Genomic DNA, 19342 nt, shown 5'->3' on the forward strand with positions numbered 1-19342 from the left:
GTGGTGTGAGCGACGTCCGAATACGGACACACCACCCGCCCGGACGGCGGAACCTGTTACGCCGAGATCTCGCACTCCAAACGGTTGATCATTCACTTACCCCAATTACCCCTGTTTGCCGGGTAATTGATTGGGCTTGATCGATTCTCTTCGGACATGGGCATGTCCACGTAATGTCCGGGCGGCGGCCAGGAAGACCCCTGTCCTCTCTCCCCAACGCATCAGCCAGGAGTCAGCATGCGTGCACTTGCCCGGATATCACCCCGCACACGCAGACGTGTTCTCGCCACGGCAGCGATGGCCGGAACCCTTGTGCTCACTCCTCTCTCGGCGCCCACCACAGTCGCGGCGGCCAAGGCTCCGGCCGCCGACTGCGTCGAGGAGGCCGGCAACTCCGCGGCCCGCGAGGCCCACCCCGGACACGGCGGCGAGTCCGTCGCCGAACCCAACGAGATCAGCGCCGCCAAGGCCCAGGCGATGGACGCCGATCTGCGCAAGAAGCTCGACAAGCTCCCCGCCACCGGCAGCCGCAGCCTCGCCGCGGCCGCCTCGACCACCATCCCGGTCTACTTCCACGTCATCCACGACGGCGACACCGGCCGGCTCAGCGCCACCGACATCAACGCCCAGATGAGCGTCCTGAACTCCGCCTTCGGCGGTCAGGGCACCGGCAACACCGACTCCGGCTACCAGTTCACCCTGGCCGGCACCGACTACACCGACAACGCGGCCTGGTACAACGTCGGTTACGGCTCACCGGAGGAGAAGGCGATGAAGTCCGCCCTGCGCGAGGGCGGCGCGAGCGCGCTCAACATCTACACCGCCAACCTCGGCGACGACCTCCTCGGCTGGGCCACCTTCCCCAGCTCGTACAAGTCCAGCCCGTCCATGGACGGCGTGATGCTCCTCGACGCCTCGCTGCCGGGCGGCTCGGCCGCCCACTACAACGAGGGCGACACGGCCACCCACGAGGTCGGCCACTGGATGGGCCTGTACCACACCTTCCAGGGCGGCTGTAACGGCAACGGCGACTACGTCGACGACACCCCGGCCGAGAAGAGTGCCGCCTACCAGTGCCCCGAGGGACGGGACACCTGCACCCGCAAGGCGGGCGTGGACCCGATCCACAACTTCATGGACTACACCTACGACTCCTGCATGTACCAGTTCAGCGCGGGCCAGGTGACGCGCATGCAGCAGAACTGGGCCGCGTACCGGGCCGCGGGCTGAGGCTAGAGGGTCTCCAGGAAGCCGAGCGCCACCCGCCAGGTGGCCTCGGCTGCCTCCTCGTCGTAGTCGGGCAGGTCGGGGTCGGTGTAGAGGTGACCGGCCCCGGCGTACCGGTACACCTCCACGTCGGCGCCCGCTCTGCCCAGCTGGAGGTACCAGGCGCTGAGCCAGTCGTCCGTCTCGAACGGGTCGGGCTCGGCGACGTGCAGTTGCACCGGCAGATCGTCCACCGAGGCGTTCGGCGCGATGTCCGACGTGCCGTGCAGGAGCAGCAGGCCGCGCGCCTTCTCGTCGCCGAGTGCGAGGGTCTGGGCGATGGAGGCACCGAGCGAGAACCCGGCGTACACCAGTCCTCGCTCGGAGTAGGGCGCGGCGGCGAGCACGGCCCGCTTCAGCAGCTCGTCCTTGCCGATCCCCTCGCTGAACTCCATGCCGTCCTCGACCGTCTCGAACGTGTGCCCCTCGAAGAGGTCCGGCGTCCACACCTCGTGTCCGGCGCCGCGCAGCCGGTCCGCGGCCTGGCGCACCGCGGGCCTGAGGCCATGGGTCGAGTGAAAGAGCATGATGTTCATGAAGCCATGGTGCCAGCCGGGTACGACAGCGCCGTGACCACCGCCTCACCCACTCACATGTTCATGACCCCCCTTGGCTGGTTACGTTCGTTGGCATGGAGAACATACTCCGCCCGCTGATCGTGATCGGCGGCTCGGTCCTGCTCACCCTGATCATCGGGTGGGCCACCGACCGCCTGTTGCGCAAGGCCGACGACCGGCACAGTGAGACCCCGCTGTGGGGTCTGCTGCGCCGTGCCCGCATCCCCTACCAGGTCGTTCTGTGCACGGCCCTGCTCAGAGGGTCGTACCACGAGGCCGACCTGCTCCCCCAGCACCGGGTCGCCGTCGGCCGGGTGCTGACCCTGGTACTGATCGGGGCGGCGGCCTGGCTGGCGATCCGGATAGCGGCGGCCATCGTGGAGACCTCGTACAGCCGCTACGCCCGCGTCCACCGCGACGCGGCCCGGGTCCGGCGGGTGCGCACCCAGGTGACCCTGATCATGCGAGTGGTGTCGGCGGTCGTCGGCGTGGTGGCGGTGGCGGCGATGCTGCTGACGTTCCCGGCCTTCCGCGCGGCCGGCGCCTCGCTGCTGGCCTCGGCCGGCATCCTCGGCATCGTCGCCGGTGTCGCGGCCCAGTCCACCTTGAGCAACATGTTCGCCGGGTTCCAGATCGCCTTCGGTGACATGGTGCGCCTGGGGGACACGGTCGTGGTGGACGGCGAGTGGGGCACGGTCGAGGAGATCACCCTGACGTTCCTGACGGTGCGGACGTGGGACGAGCGCCGGATCACCATGCCGGTGTCGTACTTCACCGCGAAGGCGTTCGAGAACTGGTCCCGCGGCGGCCCCCAGATGACCGGCACCGTCTTCCTCCACGTGGACCACTCGGCACCGATGCAGAAGATGCGCGACAAGCTCCGCGACGTCCTGCGCGCGTGCCCGGCCTGGGACGGCCGGGACTACGGCCTGGTCGTCACCGACTCGACCCCGAGCACCATGGAGGTGCGGGCCCTGGTGACGGCGAAGGACGCGGACGACCTGTGGACGGTCCGGGTCACGGTGCGCGAGGAACTGATCCGCTGGCTGGCCGACGAGCACCCGTACGCGCTCCCGCGCGTCAACGCGGCGGACGCGGCCCTGCCGCCCGGCTTCCCCGCCCCCGCTCGGATACCGGCACGCCGCGCCTTCCAGCACGACCACCAGCCGGCGGCGCGTCCGGAGCGACCCTGACCTTCGGCGCGGCTGCTCCTCAGTGGCCGCGCTCGGCACCCCCGTTGACCTGGATGACCTGCGAGGTGATGTGCCCGGCGGCGTGGGACGCCAGCCAGTGCAGGGTCGCGGCCACGTCACCCGGCGTACCGGCCCGCCCGGTCGAGGTCTCCGCGACGAGCCGGGCGCGCCGCTCGTCGTCCATGCCGTCGCCGAAGAACTCGGTGTCCTCGACGAAGCCGGGCGCGACCACGTTCACGGTGATGCCGCGCGGCCCCAACTGCCGGGCCAGATCGTGGGCGTACGGATGCAGCGCCGCCTTGGACGCCGCGTACGCCCCGCTGCCGGAGCCCCGGAACGCGGCGATGGAGCTGAGGAACAGCACCCGCCCTCCGGGGTCGGCGAGCCGGTCCTTGAGCGCCTCGGTGAGCAGGGCCGCCGTCAGGGTGTTGAGGCCGAAGTTCAGGGTCCAGTTGTGCAGGACGACGTCGAGGGGCTCGTCGCTGTCCACCTTGGGCTCCAGGTATCCGGAGCCGCCCGCGCTGTGGATCAGCACGTCCACGGTGCCGAACTCCGACGCCACGAACCGCTCCACACCCCGCACACCGCGGGGCTTGCTCAGGTCCGCCGCGTAGGTGAGCGCGCCCGGCACACCTGCCTGCTCCAGCACCTCGGGGCGCCGCCCCAGCAGCAGCACCTGATCCCCGTCCGCCGCGAACAGCTGTGCCGCCGCGAGCCCGATTCCCGTACCCCCACCACTGATCACCACATTGCGAGCCATGATCAGAGCCTACGAAGGGACCGTCCGCGAAAGCCAACTCACCGCAGACTGCGCACGTCCAAATGCCGCAGCACCCGGTCCACCACCTCCGGGTCGGCCCCCGGCTCACTGCGTGCCGCCACGATCTCGTGCCGCGCCGCGCTGAGCATCTCGCCCTGGATCCGCCGTACCCGCTTCAGCCGGCGCGTACGGTCCTGATGCGCCTCCTTGCGCTCCTCCTCGCCCAGCTCCGGGCTGATCCGCATCCCGATCTCGAACGCCCGTCGCAACATCTGCTCGGACAGCTCCTCGGGCAGCTCCTCGACGGACTCGATCTCCCGCAGCCTGCGCTTCGCCGCCGTGGCCGCGCGCACCGCCAGCTGCTTCTCGAACTCCTTCTCCCGCTCGCTGTCGGCGCGCACCCCGAGCCGTTTCACCAGCCACGGCAGGGTCAGCCCCTGCGCCACCAGCGTCGCCATGATCACCCCGAACGCGATGAACACGATCTCGTCCCGGTCGGGGAAGGGGGCCCCCGAGTCCGTCTTCAGCGGAATGGCCAGTGCCAGGGCCACCGAGGCGACACCGCGCATCCCCGCCCACCACATCACGACCGTCTCGCGCCAGCTCATCGGGATCTCCTCGTAGTCCCGCTTGGCGTGCATCCGTTTGGCGAGCCAGGTGGCCGGCAGCAGCCACAGCAGCCTGACCAGGACGACGACCACGACCACCGCGGCCGCCCAGGTGAGCATCTCGCCCCACCGCCCGGACGCCGTCCGTACCGCGTTGTGCAGTTCGAGCCCGATCAGGCCGAACGCGACGCCGGTGACGAGCGTGTCGACGATGTCCCAGAAGGTGTGCCCGGCGAGCCGGGTCATCACGTCGTCGGGATCGGTGGCGTACTCGGCGAGGAACAGGGCCGTGACCAGCACGGCGAGGACACCGGAGCCGTGCAGTTCCTCGGCCGTCACGTAGGAGGCGTACGGCACCAGCAGTGTGAGCCCGATCTGGAGCGTGGCGTCCCCCAGCAGGTCCATCAGTTTGTTGGCGCCCCATCCCAGAGCCAGCCCGACGGCCAGCGCCACCACGGCGGACAGCACCAGGTCGAGTCCGGCCTGCCACGGGGAGAAGGTGCCGCTCACGGCGGCGGCGATCGCCACGTGGTACAGCACGATGGCCGTCACGTCGTTGAAGAGGCCCTCGCCCTCCAGGATGGACACCATGCGCCGCGGCAGCCCGAGTTGCCCGGCGACGGCGGTCGCCGCGACCGGGTCGGGCGGCGCGACGAGCGCGCCCAGGGCGAACGCGGCGGCCAGCGGCAGCCCGGGCACGATCGCGTGGGCCACGGCGGCCACGCACATCATCGTGACGAAGACCAGCGCCACGGCCAGCAGGAGGATGGGCCGCACGTTGGCCGTGAACTGCCGCCAGGAGGTTCGACGGACGGCGGCGTACAACAGCGGAGGCAACAGCAGCGGAAGGATCAGATCGGGTGGGACCTCGACGTTCGGCACGAACTCCAGCAACGCGAGGACGATCCCGAGCAGCGTCATCAGCACCGGCGCCGGCAACCCGAAGCGGTCCCCCACCGGGACACTCACCAGGGCCCCGAGCAACAGCACGAACAACAGGGCCAACTGATCCACGGTCACCGCTCCGGGAAGGTCGACATTCACACGACAGGTCCCCAGCCTGCCACGCCGCAATCCTCACCAGCGCTTATGAGTCCGGTTACAGAGTGCGCCGCATCGCCCGGTGCGGCATGCCGGCGTCCGGGAACTCCGGCCCGTACGCCACGTACCCCAGCCGCTCGTAGAACCCCAGCGCATGCGTCTGCGCGTGCAGATCCACGGCCGCGAGCCCACGCGCGCGTGCCGCCTCCTCGATGGCCCGCACCAGGGCCGCCCCCACGCCGAGCCCGCGGGCCGCCCGCATCACGGCCAGCCGCCCGAGCGAGCCCACCGCCGGATCGCCGTCCACCTTCGCCGCGGCCGCCTCCCCGTACAGCAGCCGTCCGGTCCCGAGCGGTACGCCGTCCTCACGGATCGCCAGGACATGCACGGCGTCGGCGTCATGGGCGTCGTACTCGATCTCCTGCGGGACGCCCTGTTCGACGACGAAGACCTCCTTGCGCACCGCGAAGCACGCCTCGCGATCGGCGGGGTCGTCGGCGACCCGCACGGCGTACGAGGGGCCGGGCGCCAGGCTCATGCCCAGGTCTCCTCGCGGACCTGGTCCAGGGCCTTCTGCAGGTCGGCCGGGTAGTCGCTCGCGAACTCCACCCACTGGCCGTCCCCGGGGTGCTCGAAGCCGAGCCGCACCGCGTGCAGCCACTGGCGGGTCAGCCGCAGCCGCTTGGCGAGGGTCGGGTCGGCCCCGTAGGTCAGGTCGCCGACGCAGGGGTGCCGGTGGGCGGCCATGTGGACACGGATCTGGTGGGTGCGGCCCGTCTCCAGCTTCACGTCGAGCAGGGAGGCCGCGCGGAACGCCTCGATCAGGTCGTAGTGCGTGATCGACGGCTTGCCGTCGGCGGTGACGGCCCACTTGTAGTCGTGGTTGGGGTGGCGGCCGATGGGCGCGTCGATGGTGCCGCTGGTCGGGTCGGGGTGGCCCTGGACGAGCGTGTGGTACCGCTTGTCGACCGTGCGCTCCTTGAACTGGCGCTTGAGCGAGGTGTACGCGTACTCGGACTTGGCCACGACCATCAGCCCCGAGGTGCCCACGTCGAGCCGGTGCACGATGCCCTGGCGTTCGGCCGCGCCGGACGTCGAGATCCGGTACCCGGCCGCGGCGAGACCGCCGATGACCGTGGGCCCGGTCCAGCCCGGCGACGGATGGGCGGCGACCCCGACCGGCTTGACGATCACGACCACGTCATCGTCGTCGTGCACGATCTCCATGCCCTCGACCGGCTCGGCGACGACCTGCACGGGCGCGGGCGCCTGCGGCATCTCCACCTCCAGCCAGGCGCCGCCGTGCACCCGCTCGGACTTCCCGACCACCGAGCCGTCGACCGTGACCTTCCCCGCCGCGGCGAGTTCGGCGGCCTTGGTACGGGAGAAGCCGAACATGCGGGAGATGGCGGCGTCGACGCGCTCGCCCTCCAGGCCGTCGGGCACGGGCAGGGTACGGATCTCGGGAAGCGTGCTCACCCGTCGAGTATGCCGGACGGGTGAGACAGTCCCGTACGGAGCCTGTGGAAAACCCCTGACAGGCGCCTCGCGGGTACCGCGCGGGCCTCAGTCCTTGTGGACGGTCCCGTCGGGGTCCAGACCCTTGAACGACAGCAGCACGATCAGGATGCCGCCGCACACGATGGCCGAGTCGGCGAGGTTGAACACCGCGAAGTGCTTGGGCGCGATGAAGTCCACGACCGCGCCTTCGAAGACGCCCGGCGAGCGGAAGATCCGGTCGGTGAGGTTGCCGAGCGCACCGCCGAGCAGCAGGCCGAGCGCGATCGCCCAGGGCAGGCTGTACAGCTTGCGGGCGAGCCGGGCGATCACCACGATCACGGCGGCGGCGATCACGGTGAAGATCACGGTGAAGGCCTCACCGAAGCCGAAGGCCGCGCCCGCGTTGCGGATCGCCTCGAACTTCAGCCAGTCCCCGATGATCTCGATCGGCGGCTGGTGCTCCAGCTTCTCGACCACGATGATCTTGCTGACCAGGTCGAGGAGGTACGCGAACGCCGCGACCCCGAACAGCACGGCGACGCGACGCCTGCCGCGGGGCCGCTCGGCGGCGGCAGCCGACTCGTCCGCGCCGGACGACTCGCCCGACGCCGCGCTCACGACGCCGTCGGCGTCCTTCGCGTGCTCGTCGGACCGCTCCGATCCGGCTCCCGCCGCCCCTGGGGTGTCCGGAGTACCGATGATGCGCTCCGCCTCTGCCACGTGAGTCCCTCAACCTAGGTACCTGACTGAGGACGAGAGTACGGCACGTCCCAGGGCGCCCGCGTACCGGTCAGTACCGTCGTTCCTGCTTCTGTTTGCACTCGACGCACAGGGTCGCGCGCGGGAAGGCCTGCATACGCGCCTTGCCGATCGGGTTGCCGCAGTTCTCGCACAGGCCGTACGTGCCGGCGTCCAGCCGCTCCAGGGCCCGCTCGGTCTGGATGAGCATCTCGCGCGCGTTGGCGGCGAGCGCCAGCTCGTGCTCGCGCGTGATGTTCTTGGCGCCGGTGTCCGCCTGGTCGTCGCCGGCGCCGTCCCCGGAGTCCCTCATCAGACCGGCGAGCGACTGCTCGGACGCGGTGATCTCGTCGCGCAGCCGGGTCTCCTCCGCCTGCAGCTCGGCCCGCGCCTCCTCGACCTCCTCGGGGGTCCAGGGGTCCTCACCGGGGCGCACCGCGAGGTCGCCGGGCTCCGCCGCGGCGAGGCGTGCCTTGGGAACAGCGGTCTTCGCCGCCGTGGCCGTGCCAGGAGTCTTCTTCGCAACCACCGTCGTGGCTCCCGTCTGCTCCGCGGCCTGCGCCGCGCCCGCTTTCTTGGCCCTGCTCTCGACGGCCCGCTCCCGGGCCGTCCGCTCCACACCCACACGCTTCTCGGCCGCGCTCTTCCTGCCCGCGCGACCCTTGGAGGCCCCCTTCGCGGAGGCGTCCTTCCTCGCCCCGGCAGCCTTCGCGCCGACCGCAGCCTCTGCGGCGGCTTCCTGCCCGGCTGCACCGTCCTCGACGGCGACCATCGCCGCCTTCCTCACCGCACCTTCCTCGGCCACAGCCTTCGCAGCCACGCTCTTCTTGCCCACGCCGGCCCCGGCCACGCTCTTCTTGCCCACACCCGCCTCGGCCACGCTGTTCTTGCCCACGCCCACCCCTGTGCCGCTCGTCCCGGCCGCGCTCGCCCTCGCCGTGCCCTTCCTTCCCGCGGGCTGCTCCCCCGCAGCCCTCCTGGCCGCAGCCCCCTGAGCCGCCGTCCCCTGCTCCCCGCCCCCCTCGGCCTGCACCTCCTGAGCCGCGGGTCCTTTGATCGCCGCCACCCCCTTGCCTGCCGTCGCCCTGGCAGCCGTCCCCTTCCTCGCGGCCTTCCTGCCCCGGGCGGCCACCCCGGCCGACCGCCCCCCGGCCGCCCGCTTCGTAGGCGCGCCCTCGGCGGCGGCCACCCCGCTCGACACGGCCTTCTCAGCCGTGCCCTTCTGCCCCCTCCCCGCCTCTGCCGCACCCACCTCGACCGCACCCACCTCGGCAGCGGTCCCGGACAGGCCCGCCTTCCCCCTGCCACGCTTGAGCGCAGCGGCCTTCACCGCCGCGGTCCTCGTGGCTCCACCCCTCTGCACGGCCGCCTCGGAGGCCGCCTTCCTGGCGGCCGCGGCCTTCTTCCGCTCCGGCTTCCCCTTCGCCGCGGCCTCCTTCGCGCCCGTTCCCCGCGATCCAGCTTCCTTACCCTCCGCAGCCGCGGCCGACTCCCCCGCCCCACCCCCGACGGCTCCCCGAACCGTCTTCACCGGCTTTCCGCCCCGCGCTTGTGCGGAACCGGACCGCGCGCGCTTCTTCCCCACCGCATCCTTGGCCGCACCGCCGGAGGCGTCCGCATGTGTGGACCGGCCCGACGCCGACTGCTGTACGGCGGTCTTCTTCGCCACCATGCCGCGGCCCCTTCACATATTGTGATCTTGCTCGCGAATCGTGCTGGGACGATAAATCGACTTGAGTCCCGCGGCAACGGGGCACACCGCCCGATTCGCCCGCCTCGCGCATGTCGCGCGGGGGACCTGCATGCGTTGTGCCCAGCTCCCCGCCGGGTATGCAACCGAGTCGGACGTCCCAGAATCCGAACACACGTACCGCACCATTCGGGTCATCTCGGTATGAACGTGGCACCGTCCCCCACCTGCCGGAAATCCGGTCGGCCGCTGTCGCCCCGGCGCCGTACACTGGGCGGAGCGAAAAGCGTGGATGGGGACGAGTAGCGGCGTACGCAGCCCAGAGCGACCCGGGGACGGTGGAAGCCCGGGGGCGAGCGCGACGTGAAGATCACCCCGGAGCCGCCGGAAGAAAGCCCAGCGAGGCGAGTAGAACCGGCATCGCGACCCCAATGAGGGGGCTCACCGACGCACACCGTCGGCGGGCCAAGGAGGGTGGTACCGCGGGAGCGCGCCGAAACCGGCGTACGGAAAGACACGGCTCTCGTCCCTCCGGACGGAAGGCAGCAAGTCCGCCGGAGGAAGCCCGCTGATGACATCGCCGACGTACCGCCAGGTGCCCGCCCAGGTCGACCTGCCCGCACTGGAGCACGCCGTGCTCGACTTCTGGCGCGAGCAGAAGATCTTCGCCAAGAGCCTGGAGCAGTCCCAGGGCCGCCCCGAGTGGGTCTTCTACGAGGGCCCGCCCACCGCCAACGGCATGCCCGGCGCCCACCACATCGAGGCCCGCGTCTTCAAGGACGTCTTCCCCCGCTTCCGCACCATGCGCGGCTACCACGTGGCCCGCAAGGCCGGCTGGGACTGCCACGGCCTCCCGGTCGAGCTGGCGGTCGAGAAGGAGCTCGGCTTCAGCGGCAAGAAGGACATCGAGGACTACGGCATCGCCGCGTTCAACGCCAAGTGCCGTGAGTCCGTGCTCCGCCACACCGACGCCTTCTCCGACCTGACGACCCGCATGGGCTACTGGGTCGACCTGGACGACGCCTACGTCACGATGGAACCCGAGTACATCGAGTCCGTCTGGTGGTCGCTCAAGGAGATCTTCAACAAGGGCCTGCTGGTCCAGGACCACCGCGTCGCCCCCTGGTGCCCCCGCTGCGGCACCGGCCTGTCCGACCACGAGCTGGCGCAGGGCTACGAGACGGTCGTCGACCCGTCCGTGTACGTCCGCTTCCCGCTCACCTCCGGCCCGCTCGCCGGCGAGGCCGCGCTCCTGGTGTGGACGACGACGCCCTGGACCCTGGTCTCCAACACGGCCGTGGCCGCCCACCCCGAGGTCGATTACGTCGTCGCGACGAACGGCGAGGAGAAGCTCGTCGTCGCCGAGCCGCTTCTCGCCAAGGCCCTCGGCGAGGGCTGGGAGACCACCGGGCAGTCCTTCACCGGCGCCGAGATGGAGCGCTGGACCTACCAGCGCCCGTTCGAGCTGGTCGAGTTCCCGGAGCAGGCGCACTTCGTCGTCAACGCCGAGTACGTCACGACCGAGGACGGTACGGGCCTGGTCCACCAGTCCCCCGCCTTCGGTGAGGACGACCTCAAGGTCTGCCGCTCCTACGGCCTGCCGGTGGTGAACCCGGTCCGCCCGGACGGCACCTTCGAGGAGGACGTCCCGCTGGTCGGCGGCGTCTTCTTCAAGAAGGCCGACGAAAAGCTCACCGAGGACCTCCAGCAGCGCGATCTGCTCTTCAAGCACATCCCGTACGAGCACAGCTACCCGCACTGCTGGCGCTGCCACACCGCGCTCCTCTACTACGCGCAGCCGTCCTGGTACATCCGTACGACCGCCGTCAAGGACCGTCTGCTCGAAGAGAACGAGAAGACCAACTGGTTCCCGGACACGGTCAAGCACGGCCGCTTCGGCGACTGGCTGAACAACAACATCGACTGGGCACTGTCCCGCAACCGCTACTGGGGCACCCCGCTGCCGATCTGGCGCTGCGAGGACGACCACCTCACCTGCGTCGGCTCCCGCGCGGAACTCACCGAGCTGACCGGCGCCGACCAGTCCGGCCTGGACCCGCACCGCCCGTACATCGACGACGTCACCTTCGCCTGCCCGAAGGACGGCTGCGGCAAGACGGCCACGCGCGTGCCGGAGGTCATCGACGCCTGGTACGACTCGGGTTCGATGCCGTTCGCGCAGTGGGGCTACCCGTACAAGAACAAGGAGCTCTTCGAGAGCCGCTACCCGGCGCAGTTCATCAGCGAGGCGATCGACCAGACCCGCGGCTGGTTCTACACGCTGATGGCGGTCGGCACGCTGGTCTTCGACAAGTCGTCGTACGAGAACGTCGTCTGCCTCGGCCACATCCTCGCCGAGGACGGCCGCAAGATGTCCAAGCACCTGGGCAACATCCTGCAGCCGATCCCGCTGATGGATCAGCACGGCGCGGACGCGGTCCGCTGGTTCATGGCGGCCGGCGGCTCCCCCTGGGCGGCCCGCCGCGTGGGCCACGGCACGATCCAGGAGGTCGTCCGCAAGACGCTCCTGACGTACTGGAACACCGTCGCCTTCCAGGCCCTGTACGCCCGTACGTCGAACTGGGCGCCGTCCGAGGCCGACCCGGCCCCCGCCGACCGCCCGGTCCTGGACCGCTGGCTGCTGTCCGAGCTGCACGCGCTGGTCGACCAGGTCACCCAGTCCCTGGAGGCCTACGACACCCAGCGCGCCGGCAAGCTGCTCTCGGCGTTCGTCGACGACCTCTCGAACTGGTACGTCCGCCGCTCGCGCCGCCGCTTCTGGCAGGGCGACAAGGCGGCGCTGCGCACCCTCCACGAGGTCGTCGAGACGGTCACCAAGCTGATGGCCCCGCTGACCCCGTTCATCACCGAGCGGGTCTGGCAGGACCTCGTCGTGCCGGTGACCCCCGGCGCCCCCGAGTCGGTCCACCTCTCCTCCTGGCCGCAGGCCGACCTGTCGGCGATCGACCCCGAGCTGTCCCAGCAGATGGTCCTGGTCCGCCGTCTGGTCGAGCTGGGCCGTGCCACGCGCGCGGAGTCGGGCGTCAAGACCCGCCAGCCGCTGTCCCGTGCCCTGGTGGCGGCCGCCGGCTTCCCGGCCCTCGACCCCGAACTGCACACGCAGATCACCGAGGAGCTGAACGTCTCGTCGCTGGCGTCCCTCTCCGAGGTCGGCGGCAGCCTCGTCGACACCACGGCCAAGGCGAACTTCCGCGCGCTCGGCAAGCGGTTCGGCAAGCGCGTCCAGGACGTGGCCAAGGCCATCGCGAACGCGGACGCCGCGGCGCTGTCCCTTGCCCTGCGCGAGGGCACTGCGTCGGTGGAGGTCGACGGCGAGACGGTCGCACTCGCTCCCGACGAGGTGATCATCACCGAGACCCCGCGCGAAGGGTGGTCGGTGGCGTCCGACTCCGGCGCCACGGTCGCCCTGGACCTGGAGATCACGGAGGAGTTGCGCCGGGCGGGCCTGGCCCGTGACGCGATCCGCCTGATCCAGGAGGCCCGCAAGAACAGCGGCCTCGACGTGGCCGACCGGATCGCCCTGCGCTGGACGGCGACGGACGAGGCGACGATCGCGGCGCTGAGCGAGCACTCCGGGCTCATCGCCGAGGAGGTCCTGGCAACGGACTTCGCCCAGGGTGAGGCGGACGACAGCTATGGCTCCCCGTTCGAGGACGAGGGCCTGACCCTGACGTTCCGCCTCCGCAAGGCGTAGCGAGGCTCGGACGGACAACCGAAGGCCCGGGAGCACCGAAGAATCTTGGTGCTCCCGGGCCTTCGGCGTTGCGTACGTCGGACACGGCGCCCATGGCCGAACAAACACCGCAAATCCCGTGAGCACACGTAGCACAAGGGCGGGGCCCCGGATCATAATCCGGGGCCCCGCCCTGAACGCTGCCGACGCCTACGGCGTACTACCAACCGTCAGTTGTCGTCCTCGTCGATGAGGAACCCACGCATCGGCGAGGGAGCCTGACCCATCGGCGACGGACCCTGCGGACGCACAGGCGCCATCGGCTGGGTCATCGCCGGCGACATCTGCTGCTGACCGCCGTAGGAGGGACCAGCCGGAGACGGGGCACCGCCCATCGTCTGGTTGCCGCCGTACGACGGGGCACTCGCACCGGCCGGAGCCATGGAAGGCGCCGGGGACGGCGGGAGGGACGCCGTGGCCGGGGTGCGCGGCGGGGCGAGCGAGTCGTCCGCCTGGGTCTCCAGCTGACGCAGCTGGGACTCCAGGTAGGACTTCAGGCGCGTGCGGTACTCGCGCTCGAAGCCGCGCAGGTCCTCGACCTTGCGCTCCAGCGTGGCGCGGGCGGACTCCAGGGAGCCCATCGCGACGCGGTGCTTCTCCTGCGCGTCCCGCTCCAGGGCGTCCGCCTTGGCACGGGCGTCACGCTCAAGACCCTCGGCACGCGAACGCGCCTCGCCGACGATCTTGTTGGCCTCGGAACGGGCCTCGGCGATCGCCTGGTCGGCGGTCTGCTGCGCCAGCGACAGAACGCGCGCGGCGCTGTCGCCGCCGGGGCCGCCCTGACCGGGACCGCCCATCGGGCCACCCATCGGACCGCCCATGGGGCCGCCCATCTGCTGCATGGGGGGCTGGCCCATCGGCCCCGGACCCTGGCCCATCGGACCGGGACCCTGAGGGCCACCCTGACCGCCGGGGCCGGCGGGCAGCTGCGGGGCACCGCTCGGCAGCTGGGGCGGACCACCCATGGGGCCACCCATCTGCTGCTGCGGCGGGCCCGATATCCCGGCGGGAACGGGAGCCCCGGGACCGCGCATGCCCTGCTGAGGCATGCCGCCCTGCTGCTGGTCCTGCGGTCCGCCGGGACCCTCCGGCGGCTTGCGCATGTTCTGCTGGTTCTGGGCAGCAGCACGCGTGGCCGCGGCCAGTTTGGCGCGCAGGTCCTCGTTCTCGCGGAGCAGGCGGGTCAGTTCGGCTTCGACCTCGTCGAGGAAGGCATCGACCTCGTCCTCGTCATAGCCTTCTCGGAGGCGGACGGTCGTGAACTGCTTGTTCCGCACGTCCTCGGGGGTCAACGGCATCTCTTCACCTCAACGTAGTCGTCGGCAGTCGGCAAGACCGTATCTGTCACACCGCTCACATCGCGCTCCGTACGAGCGTGATCAGGATGTAGACGATGATCATCAGTACGAAGAAGGACAGGTCGAGCGCCACGCCCCCGAGACGCAGCGGCGGGATAACCCGCCGCAGAAGCTTCAACGGTGGATCAGTGACAGTGTAGGTGGCCTCCAGAACGACCACCATCGCCTTGCCGGGTTGCCATGAGCGGGCGAACTGGAAGACGTAGTCCATGACCAACCGGAAGATGAGCACGATGAGGAAGACCATCAGCGCGATGTAGAGAACCTGCAGGACCACGCTCATGACTGGTGCTTCCCTCTCCCCTGTTCGTGCGGTTCTTACCGGTGGTGCGTCTCAGCTCTGGTTGAAGAACCCGCCCTCTGCGATGCGGGCCTTGTCCTCCGCCGTGACATCGACGTTAGCAGGAGACAACAGGAACACCTTCTGGGTCACCCGCTCGATGCTCCCGTGAAGACCAAACACCAAACCGGCCGCAAAGTCGACAAGTCGCTTCGCGTCTGTGTCGTCCATCTCAGTCAGATTCATGATCACCGGGGTGCCCTCACGGAAGTGTTCCCCGATGGTACGGGCCTCGTTGTAGGTCCGCGGGTGAAGCGTGGTGATCCGGTAAGGCTCTCGTTCCGACACGACCTTGGGCATGATCACCGGTGCGTTCTTCTCCAGACTTGCGCGTTCTTGTGTGATGGATGCCACGGGCGCGATGCGCGCGGGGCGGCTGGATTCCGCGGCTAGCGAAGTCGATCGAGCGACCGGCTCGCGCGGCGCGGGCGGCTGTACGATTCGCACCTCTTCGTCCCTTTGGGACTGATGTGCACTGTGCGACTGGTGCGACGGCTCGTGCCGTCGGTGCTCCCGCTCCGGCTCCGGGTCCAGCTCGGGCTCGAAGTCGTCATCGGGGTCGAACCCCCGGCCGTCGTACCCATCGTCCTCCACGAGGCCGAGGTAGACCGCCATCTTGCGCATCGCGCCGGCCATTCTCTGAGTCCTCCGCTCTGTGGTGGATCGACTGCCAAGTGCCCGCGATCCACGCGGTCGTTAGCCCGCCTTTCGGCGACATTGACCATATTTTCTGCTGTGGTCCGACTTCTTGGCGACGTTACCCGAGCCTGGGGCGGACTCCGAGTACCGCAGTGCCGACGCGCACATGTGTCGCACCGGCCGCCACGGCCTCTTCGAGATCCGCACTCATCCCTGCCGACACCATGTTCGCAGCCGGATGGATTCGGCGCAGGTCGGTCGACAAATCCACCAACCGCTCGAACGCCGCCTGTTGGCGCCCCGCATACTCCCCGGTGAGCGGCGCGACGGTCATCAGCCCGTCGAGCCTGAGTCCCGGCGACCGGGCCACGAGATCGGCCAACTCCCCGATCCCGCCCGGCGCCACACCACCCCTCTCACCCCGCGCGCTCTCTCCCGCGTCCAGGGCCACCTGGATCAGGCAGCCCACCTCGCGCTCCTGGCGGACGGCCTCCTTCGACAGGGCCGTCACGAGCTTGGAACGGTCGACGGACTGCACGAGATCCGCGTAACCGACCACGGAGCGCACCTTGTTGGTCTGCAGCTGACCGACGAAATGCCACGCAAGGGGCAGATCCGAACAAGCAGCGGCTTTCGGCGCCGCGTCCTGGTCGCGGTTCTCGGCGACGTGCCGCACCCCGAGCTCCGACAACATCCGTACATCGCTCGCGGGGTAGGTCTTGGTGACCACGATCAGCGTGACCTCGGCACGGTCACGTCCGGCCGCATCACAGGCGGCGGCGATGCGGTGCTCCACTTTCGCCAAGTTCGAGGCGAGTTCGCCCTTACGGTCGTTCATGTCCATTCAGTCCAGCCAGACGTAGCCCGCGAGTCGACCGGTGGTGCGGTCGCGGCGGTACGAGAAGTGGTCGCTCGACTCCCGCGTGCACACCGGTGACTGCTCCCGGTCGCCCACCCCGAGCCTCGCGAGCTGGGCGTGCACTCCGGCGGTCACATCCACCGCCGGCGTACCCCAACTCGTCTCGGCGTACGCCGCCGGCTCGACGGCGGCCACTTCGGCGCGCATCGGCTCCGGCACCTCGTAGCAACGGCCGCACACGGCGGGTCCGGTGCGGGCGACGATCCTGGCGGGGTCGGCGCCCCGTTCCGTCATCGCGCGTAGCGTGGCCGGTACGACCCCGGCGAGCATGCCGGGCCGGCCGGCGTGGGCCGCGGCGATGATCCCGGCGACCGGGTCGGCCAGCAGGACCGGCACACAGTCGGCGGTGAGGACGGCCAGGGCCAATCCCCGTTGTGCCGTGACCACCGTGTCGACCTCGGGCACCGGACGATCACCCCATGGCCCGTCGACCACGGCGACGTCCGTCCCGTGCACCTGGTTCATCCAGACCACCCGGGCCGGATCGAGCCCGAGCGACTTGGCGGCGAGCTCGCGGTTGGTGATCACGGCGTCGGTGTCGTCACCGACCGCCCCACCGAGGTTGAGCTCCTCATACGGAGCGGCGCTCACCCCGCCCCACCGGTCGGTGAAGGCGAAGTGCGCGCCGCTCACGGTGTCGCGCTGTCCTATCACGTCAGAAGGATCACTTAAGGAAGTCCGGGACGTCCAGTTCCTCGGCCGCGCTGTCGGCGTAGGTCCGGGACGGCGGGACCGGCGGGGCGACCGGGATGTCGGCAACCGGGTCGGCCGGCGGCGTCGGCTCGGGGTCCTCCTTCGGCGTGACGCTGCCGAGCGAGCCGAAGGTCGGACGGCTCTCCGGCTGCCGGACCGGAGTCGGCTCCTCGCGGCGGGGCGCGGAGGAGGAACCGGAGGACGAGGTCGAGCCGAGGACGTTGTCCCGGCGGGCCGGCGGCTGGCCGCCGTCGAAGCCGGCCGCGATCACGGTGACCCGGACCTCGTCGCCGAGGGCGTCGTCGATCACCGCGCCGAAGATGATGTTGGCCTCGGGGTGGGCGGCCTCGCTGACCAGCTGGGCCGCCTCGTTGATCTCGAACAGGCCGAGGTCGGAGCCGCCGGAGATGGAGAGCAGGACACCCCGGGCGCCGTCGATGGACGCCTCCAGCAGCGGCGAGGAGATCGCCATCTCGGCGGCGGCCACGGCGCGGTCGTCGCCGCGGGCCGAGCCGATGCCCATCAGGGCCGAACCGGCCTCGGACATGACGGACTTCACGTCCGCGAAGTCGAGGTTGATCAGGCCCGGGGTGGTGATGAGGTCGGTGATGCCCTGGACACCGGAGAGCAGGACCTGGTCGGCCGACTTGAACGCGTCCAGCACCGAGACCTGGCGGTCCGAGATGGACAGCAGCCGGTCGTTCGGGATGACGATGAGGGTGTCGACCTCTTCGCGGAGCTCGGCGATGCCGTCCTCGGCCTGGTTGGCGCGGCGCCGTCCCTCGAAGGTGAACGGACGCGTGACCACGCCGATGGTGAGGGCGCCCAGGGAGCGCGCGATGTTGGCCACGACGGGCGCCCCGCCGGTGCCGGTGCCGCCGCCTTCACCGGCTGTCACGAAGACCATGTCGGCCCCCTTGAGGACCTCCTCGATCTCCTCGCGGTGGTCCTCGGCGGCCTTGCGGCCCACGGCCGGGTTGGCTCCGGCGCCGAGTCCGCGGGTGAGTTCACGGCCGACGTCCAGCTTGACGTCGGCGTCGCTCATCAACAGAGCTTGCGCGTCGGTGTTGATGGCGATGAACTCGACGCCCTTGAGACCGACCTCGATCATCCGGTTGATGGCATTGACACCACCGCCGCCGACACCGATGACTTTGATGACTGCGAGGTAGTTCTGCGGTGCTGCCACGTCGAAGGCCTCTCGCCTCGAGTTACGGGTCGTCGGTTCACGGGAAGCGCTCTGCCTTCGCGAACCGGCGACTGATGCCGAATGGGACGGTCCGTAGCGCCGACCCGAACCCTAACCCTGAAGTTTAGGGTTACCAGTGTGTCTGTTCCTTGAAGTCTTCTGAACAGGACACTAAGTCGACAAGTGGCGCACGTTCAACGAACACGCCGAACCTCCCGTTTTTCTTTTCACCCTATGTGATCAGCCGTGTCGCTGCCCAACCAGGGTGCTGGCCTGCTCGAATGTGCGTCAACTTCCCGCTGACGCGGGGGCGGTGGGAACGCTGACGTCGAAGTACCGCGCATCCGGCGAGGCTTTCATGAGAGCGGTGAGCGTGCGAGCCTTCGCGGCACCCTTCTCGCCACTCCCCCAGGCCACGGTTCGACCGTCGCTCAACTCCAGCGAGATGTCGTCGTAGGAACGGACCTTGACGACCAGGGTGTGACGTGCGACGACCGCCGGAACGGCGCCGGCGACCCGCACCGCCTCACGCACCAGACGCCGCTCGCCGAACCGGCGCAGGCTCGCGGCCGCGGAGCTGGACCGAGCCGGCGTCAATTCCAGTGCGGGAACACCTTTCGGAGGCTCAGGAACCGTGGCGAATCGGACACCTTCATCGTCCACTTCGACGAACTTTCCGCCGCTTTGGACAATCAGAACCGGAGTACGCTCCACCACTTTCAGGCCGATTCCATGCGGCCAGGAACGGACCACATCAACCGCGTCAATTCGGGGCAATTTCCGGCGCAATCGCGCCTCGATCGCATCGGTGTCGACGGAAACCAGCGGCGCCCCGACCGGGACGTCGGCCGCCTGCCGGACCTGAGCGGAGGTCAGCACGCGGGTGCCGGACACGGTCACGCGCTCGACGCGCAGCCACTGGGAGCCGTACAGCAGCCAGACGGAGCCCACGCCGAGGAGTGCGAGCACCACCGCAAAAATGATCATCGTACGAAGGCGCGGCAGCCTCAACCTCCGCCGGGGAAGGGGCGGGTCGGACGACTCCTGCTGGCGTTCACCGCGCTCGGCGGTCGTCGGTCCGGCCACGCTCCCTGCCC

17 protein-coding genes are annotated in these 19342 nt (G+C 70.0%); 3 read left to right on the forward strand and 14 right to left on the reverse strand.

Translation table 11 applies throughout. The annotated features are described in order from the left end of the window. Positions 1 to 237: 237 nt before the first annotated feature. Positions 238 to 1230: a zinc metalloprotease gene (locus tag ACFYNL_RS06655; RefSeq protein WP_388797712.1), complete on the forward strand. Its 993-nt coding sequence runs from the start codon at positions 238 to 240 to the stop codon at positions 1228 to 1230. Positions 1231 to 1232: 2 nt separating this feature from the next. On the opposite strand, the gene ACFYNL_RS06660 is transcribed toward ACFYNL_RS06655, so the two are convergent. Further along, complete coding sequence (locus tag ACFYNL_RS06660) at positions 1233 to 1802, reverse strand: dienelactone hydrolase family protein (RefSeq protein WP_388797715.1); 570 nt, start codon at positions 1800 to 1802, stop codon at positions 1233 to 1235. Between the two features lie 95 nt (positions 1803 to 1897). Between ACFYNL_RS06660 and ACFYNL_RS06665 the strand changes: the two genes are divergently transcribed. After that, a complete protein-coding gene (locus ACFYNL_RS06665; protein ID WP_388797718.1) occupies positions 1898 to 3016 on the forward strand; it encodes a mechanosensitive ion channel family protein in 1119 nt (372 codons plus the stop codon). A gap of 19 nt (positions 3017 to 3035) precedes the next feature. Here ACFYNL_RS06665 and ACFYNL_RS06670 read toward each other — a convergent pair whose 3' ends face one another. The 6 genes from ACFYNL_RS06670 to ACFYNL_RS06695 all read right to left on the reverse strand — a co-directional run bounded on the left by ACFYNL_RS06670 (position 3036) and on the right by ACFYNL_RS06695 (position 8852). Then, positions 3036 to 3776 (reverse strand): SDR family NAD(P)-dependent oxidoreductase, encoded by a 741-nt coding sequence (locus tag ACFYNL_RS06670; protein WP_388797721.1) that lies wholly within the window; start codon positions 3774 to 3776, stop codon positions 3036 to 3038. 38 nt (positions 3777 to 3814) lie between these two features. Next, positions 3815 to 5398, reverse strand: a complete 1584-nt coding sequence (locus ACFYNL_RS06675) for a Na+/H+ antiporter (RefSeq protein ID WP_388797725.1) — start codon at positions 5396 to 5398, stop codon at positions 3815 to 3817. An 85-nt stretch (positions 5399 to 5483) separates the two neighbouring features. Beyond that, positions 5484 to 5963 carry a GNAT family N-acetyltransferase gene (locus tag ACFYNL_RS06680; protein ID WP_388797728.1) on the reverse strand — a complete coding sequence of 160 codons (480 nt, stop codon included), beginning with the start codon at positions 5961 to 5963 and terminating at the stop codon, positions 5484 to 5486. Then, entirely contained in the window at positions 5960 to 6904 is a 945-nt protein-coding gene (locus ACFYNL_RS06685; protein ID WP_388797731.1) for an RluA family pseudouridine synthase, read from the reverse strand. The genes ACFYNL_RS06680 and ACFYNL_RS06685 overlap by 4 nt, the downstream gene beginning before the upstream one ends. 87 nt (positions 6905 to 6991) lie before the next feature. After that, positions 6992 to 7645 (reverse strand): signal peptidase II, encoded by a 654-nt coding sequence (gene lspA, locus ACFYNL_RS06690; protein ID WP_388797734.1) that lies wholly within the window; start codon positions 7643 to 7645, stop codon positions 6992 to 6994. A 70-nt stretch (positions 7646 to 7715) separates the two neighbouring features. Further along, the gene (locus tag ACFYNL_RS06695) at positions 7716 to 8852 is read right to left on the reverse strand and encodes a TraR/DksA family transcriptional regulator (RefSeq protein WP_388800475.1); all 1137 of its coding nucleotides are present in this window, start codon (positions 8850 to 8852) and stop codon (positions 7716 to 7718) included. Positions 8853 to 9924: 1072 nt separating this feature from the next. Here ACFYNL_RS06695 and ileS point away from each other — a divergent pair. Beyond that, complete coding sequence (ileS, locus tag ACFYNL_RS06700) at positions 9925 to 13068, forward strand: isoleucine--tRNA ligase (RefSeq protein WP_388797737.1); 3144 nt, start codon at positions 9925 to 9927, stop codon at positions 13066 to 13068. A 209-nt stretch (positions 13069 to 13277) separates the two neighbouring features. On the opposite strand, the gene ACFYNL_RS06705 is transcribed toward ileS, so the two are convergent. The 7 genes from ACFYNL_RS06705 to ACFYNL_RS06735 all read right to left on the reverse strand — a co-directional run bounded on the left by ACFYNL_RS06705 (position 13278) and on the right by ACFYNL_RS06735 (position 19331). Next, entirely contained in the window at positions 13278 to 14405 is a 1128-nt protein-coding gene (locus tag ACFYNL_RS06705; RefSeq protein WP_356576979.1) for a DivIVA domain-containing protein, read from the reverse strand. 55 nt (positions 14406 to 14460) lie between these two features. Next, the gene (locus tag ACFYNL_RS06710; RefSeq protein WP_004001943.1) at positions 14461 to 14748 is read right to left on the reverse strand and encodes a YggT family protein; all 288 of its coding nucleotides are present in this window, start codon (positions 14746 to 14748) and stop codon (positions 14461 to 14463) included. Between the two features lie 51 nt (positions 14749 to 14799). Further along, on the reverse strand, positions 14800 to 15441 hold the full coding sequence (locus ACFYNL_RS06715) for a cell division protein SepF (protein WP_388797742.1): 642 nt from the start codon (positions 15439 to 15441) through the stop codon (positions 14800 to 14802). 121 nt (positions 15442 to 15562) lie between these two features. Further along, entirely contained in the window at positions 15563 to 16282 is a 720-nt protein-coding gene (locus ACFYNL_RS06720) for a YggS family pyridoxal phosphate-dependent enzyme (RefSeq protein ID WP_388800478.1), read from the reverse strand. 6 nt (positions 16283 to 16288) lie between these two features. Then, positions 16289 to 17017, reverse strand: a complete 729-nt coding sequence (gene pgeF, locus ACFYNL_RS06725) for a peptidoglycan editing factor PgeF (RefSeq protein WP_388797746.1) — start codon at positions 17015 to 17017, stop codon at positions 16289 to 16291. 10 nt (positions 17018 to 17027) lie between these two features. Then, complete coding sequence (ftsZ, locus tag ACFYNL_RS06730) at positions 17028 to 18245, reverse strand: cell division protein FtsZ (protein WP_388797749.1); 1218 nt, start codon at positions 18243 to 18245, stop codon at positions 17028 to 17030. A 288-nt stretch (positions 18246 to 18533) separates the two neighbouring features. Further along, the gene (locus ACFYNL_RS06735; RefSeq protein WP_388797752.1) at positions 18534 to 19331 is read right to left on the reverse strand and encodes a cell division protein FtsQ/DivIB; all 798 of its coding nucleotides are present in this window, start codon (positions 19329 to 19331) and stop codon (positions 18534 to 18536) included. Between the last annotated feature and the right edge of the window lie 11 nt (positions 19332 to 19342).

This window comes from Streptomyces sp. NPDC007808 (assembly GCF_042868655.1).
GTDB lineage: Bacteria > Actinomycetota > Actinomycetes > Streptomycetales > Streptomycetaceae > Streptomyces.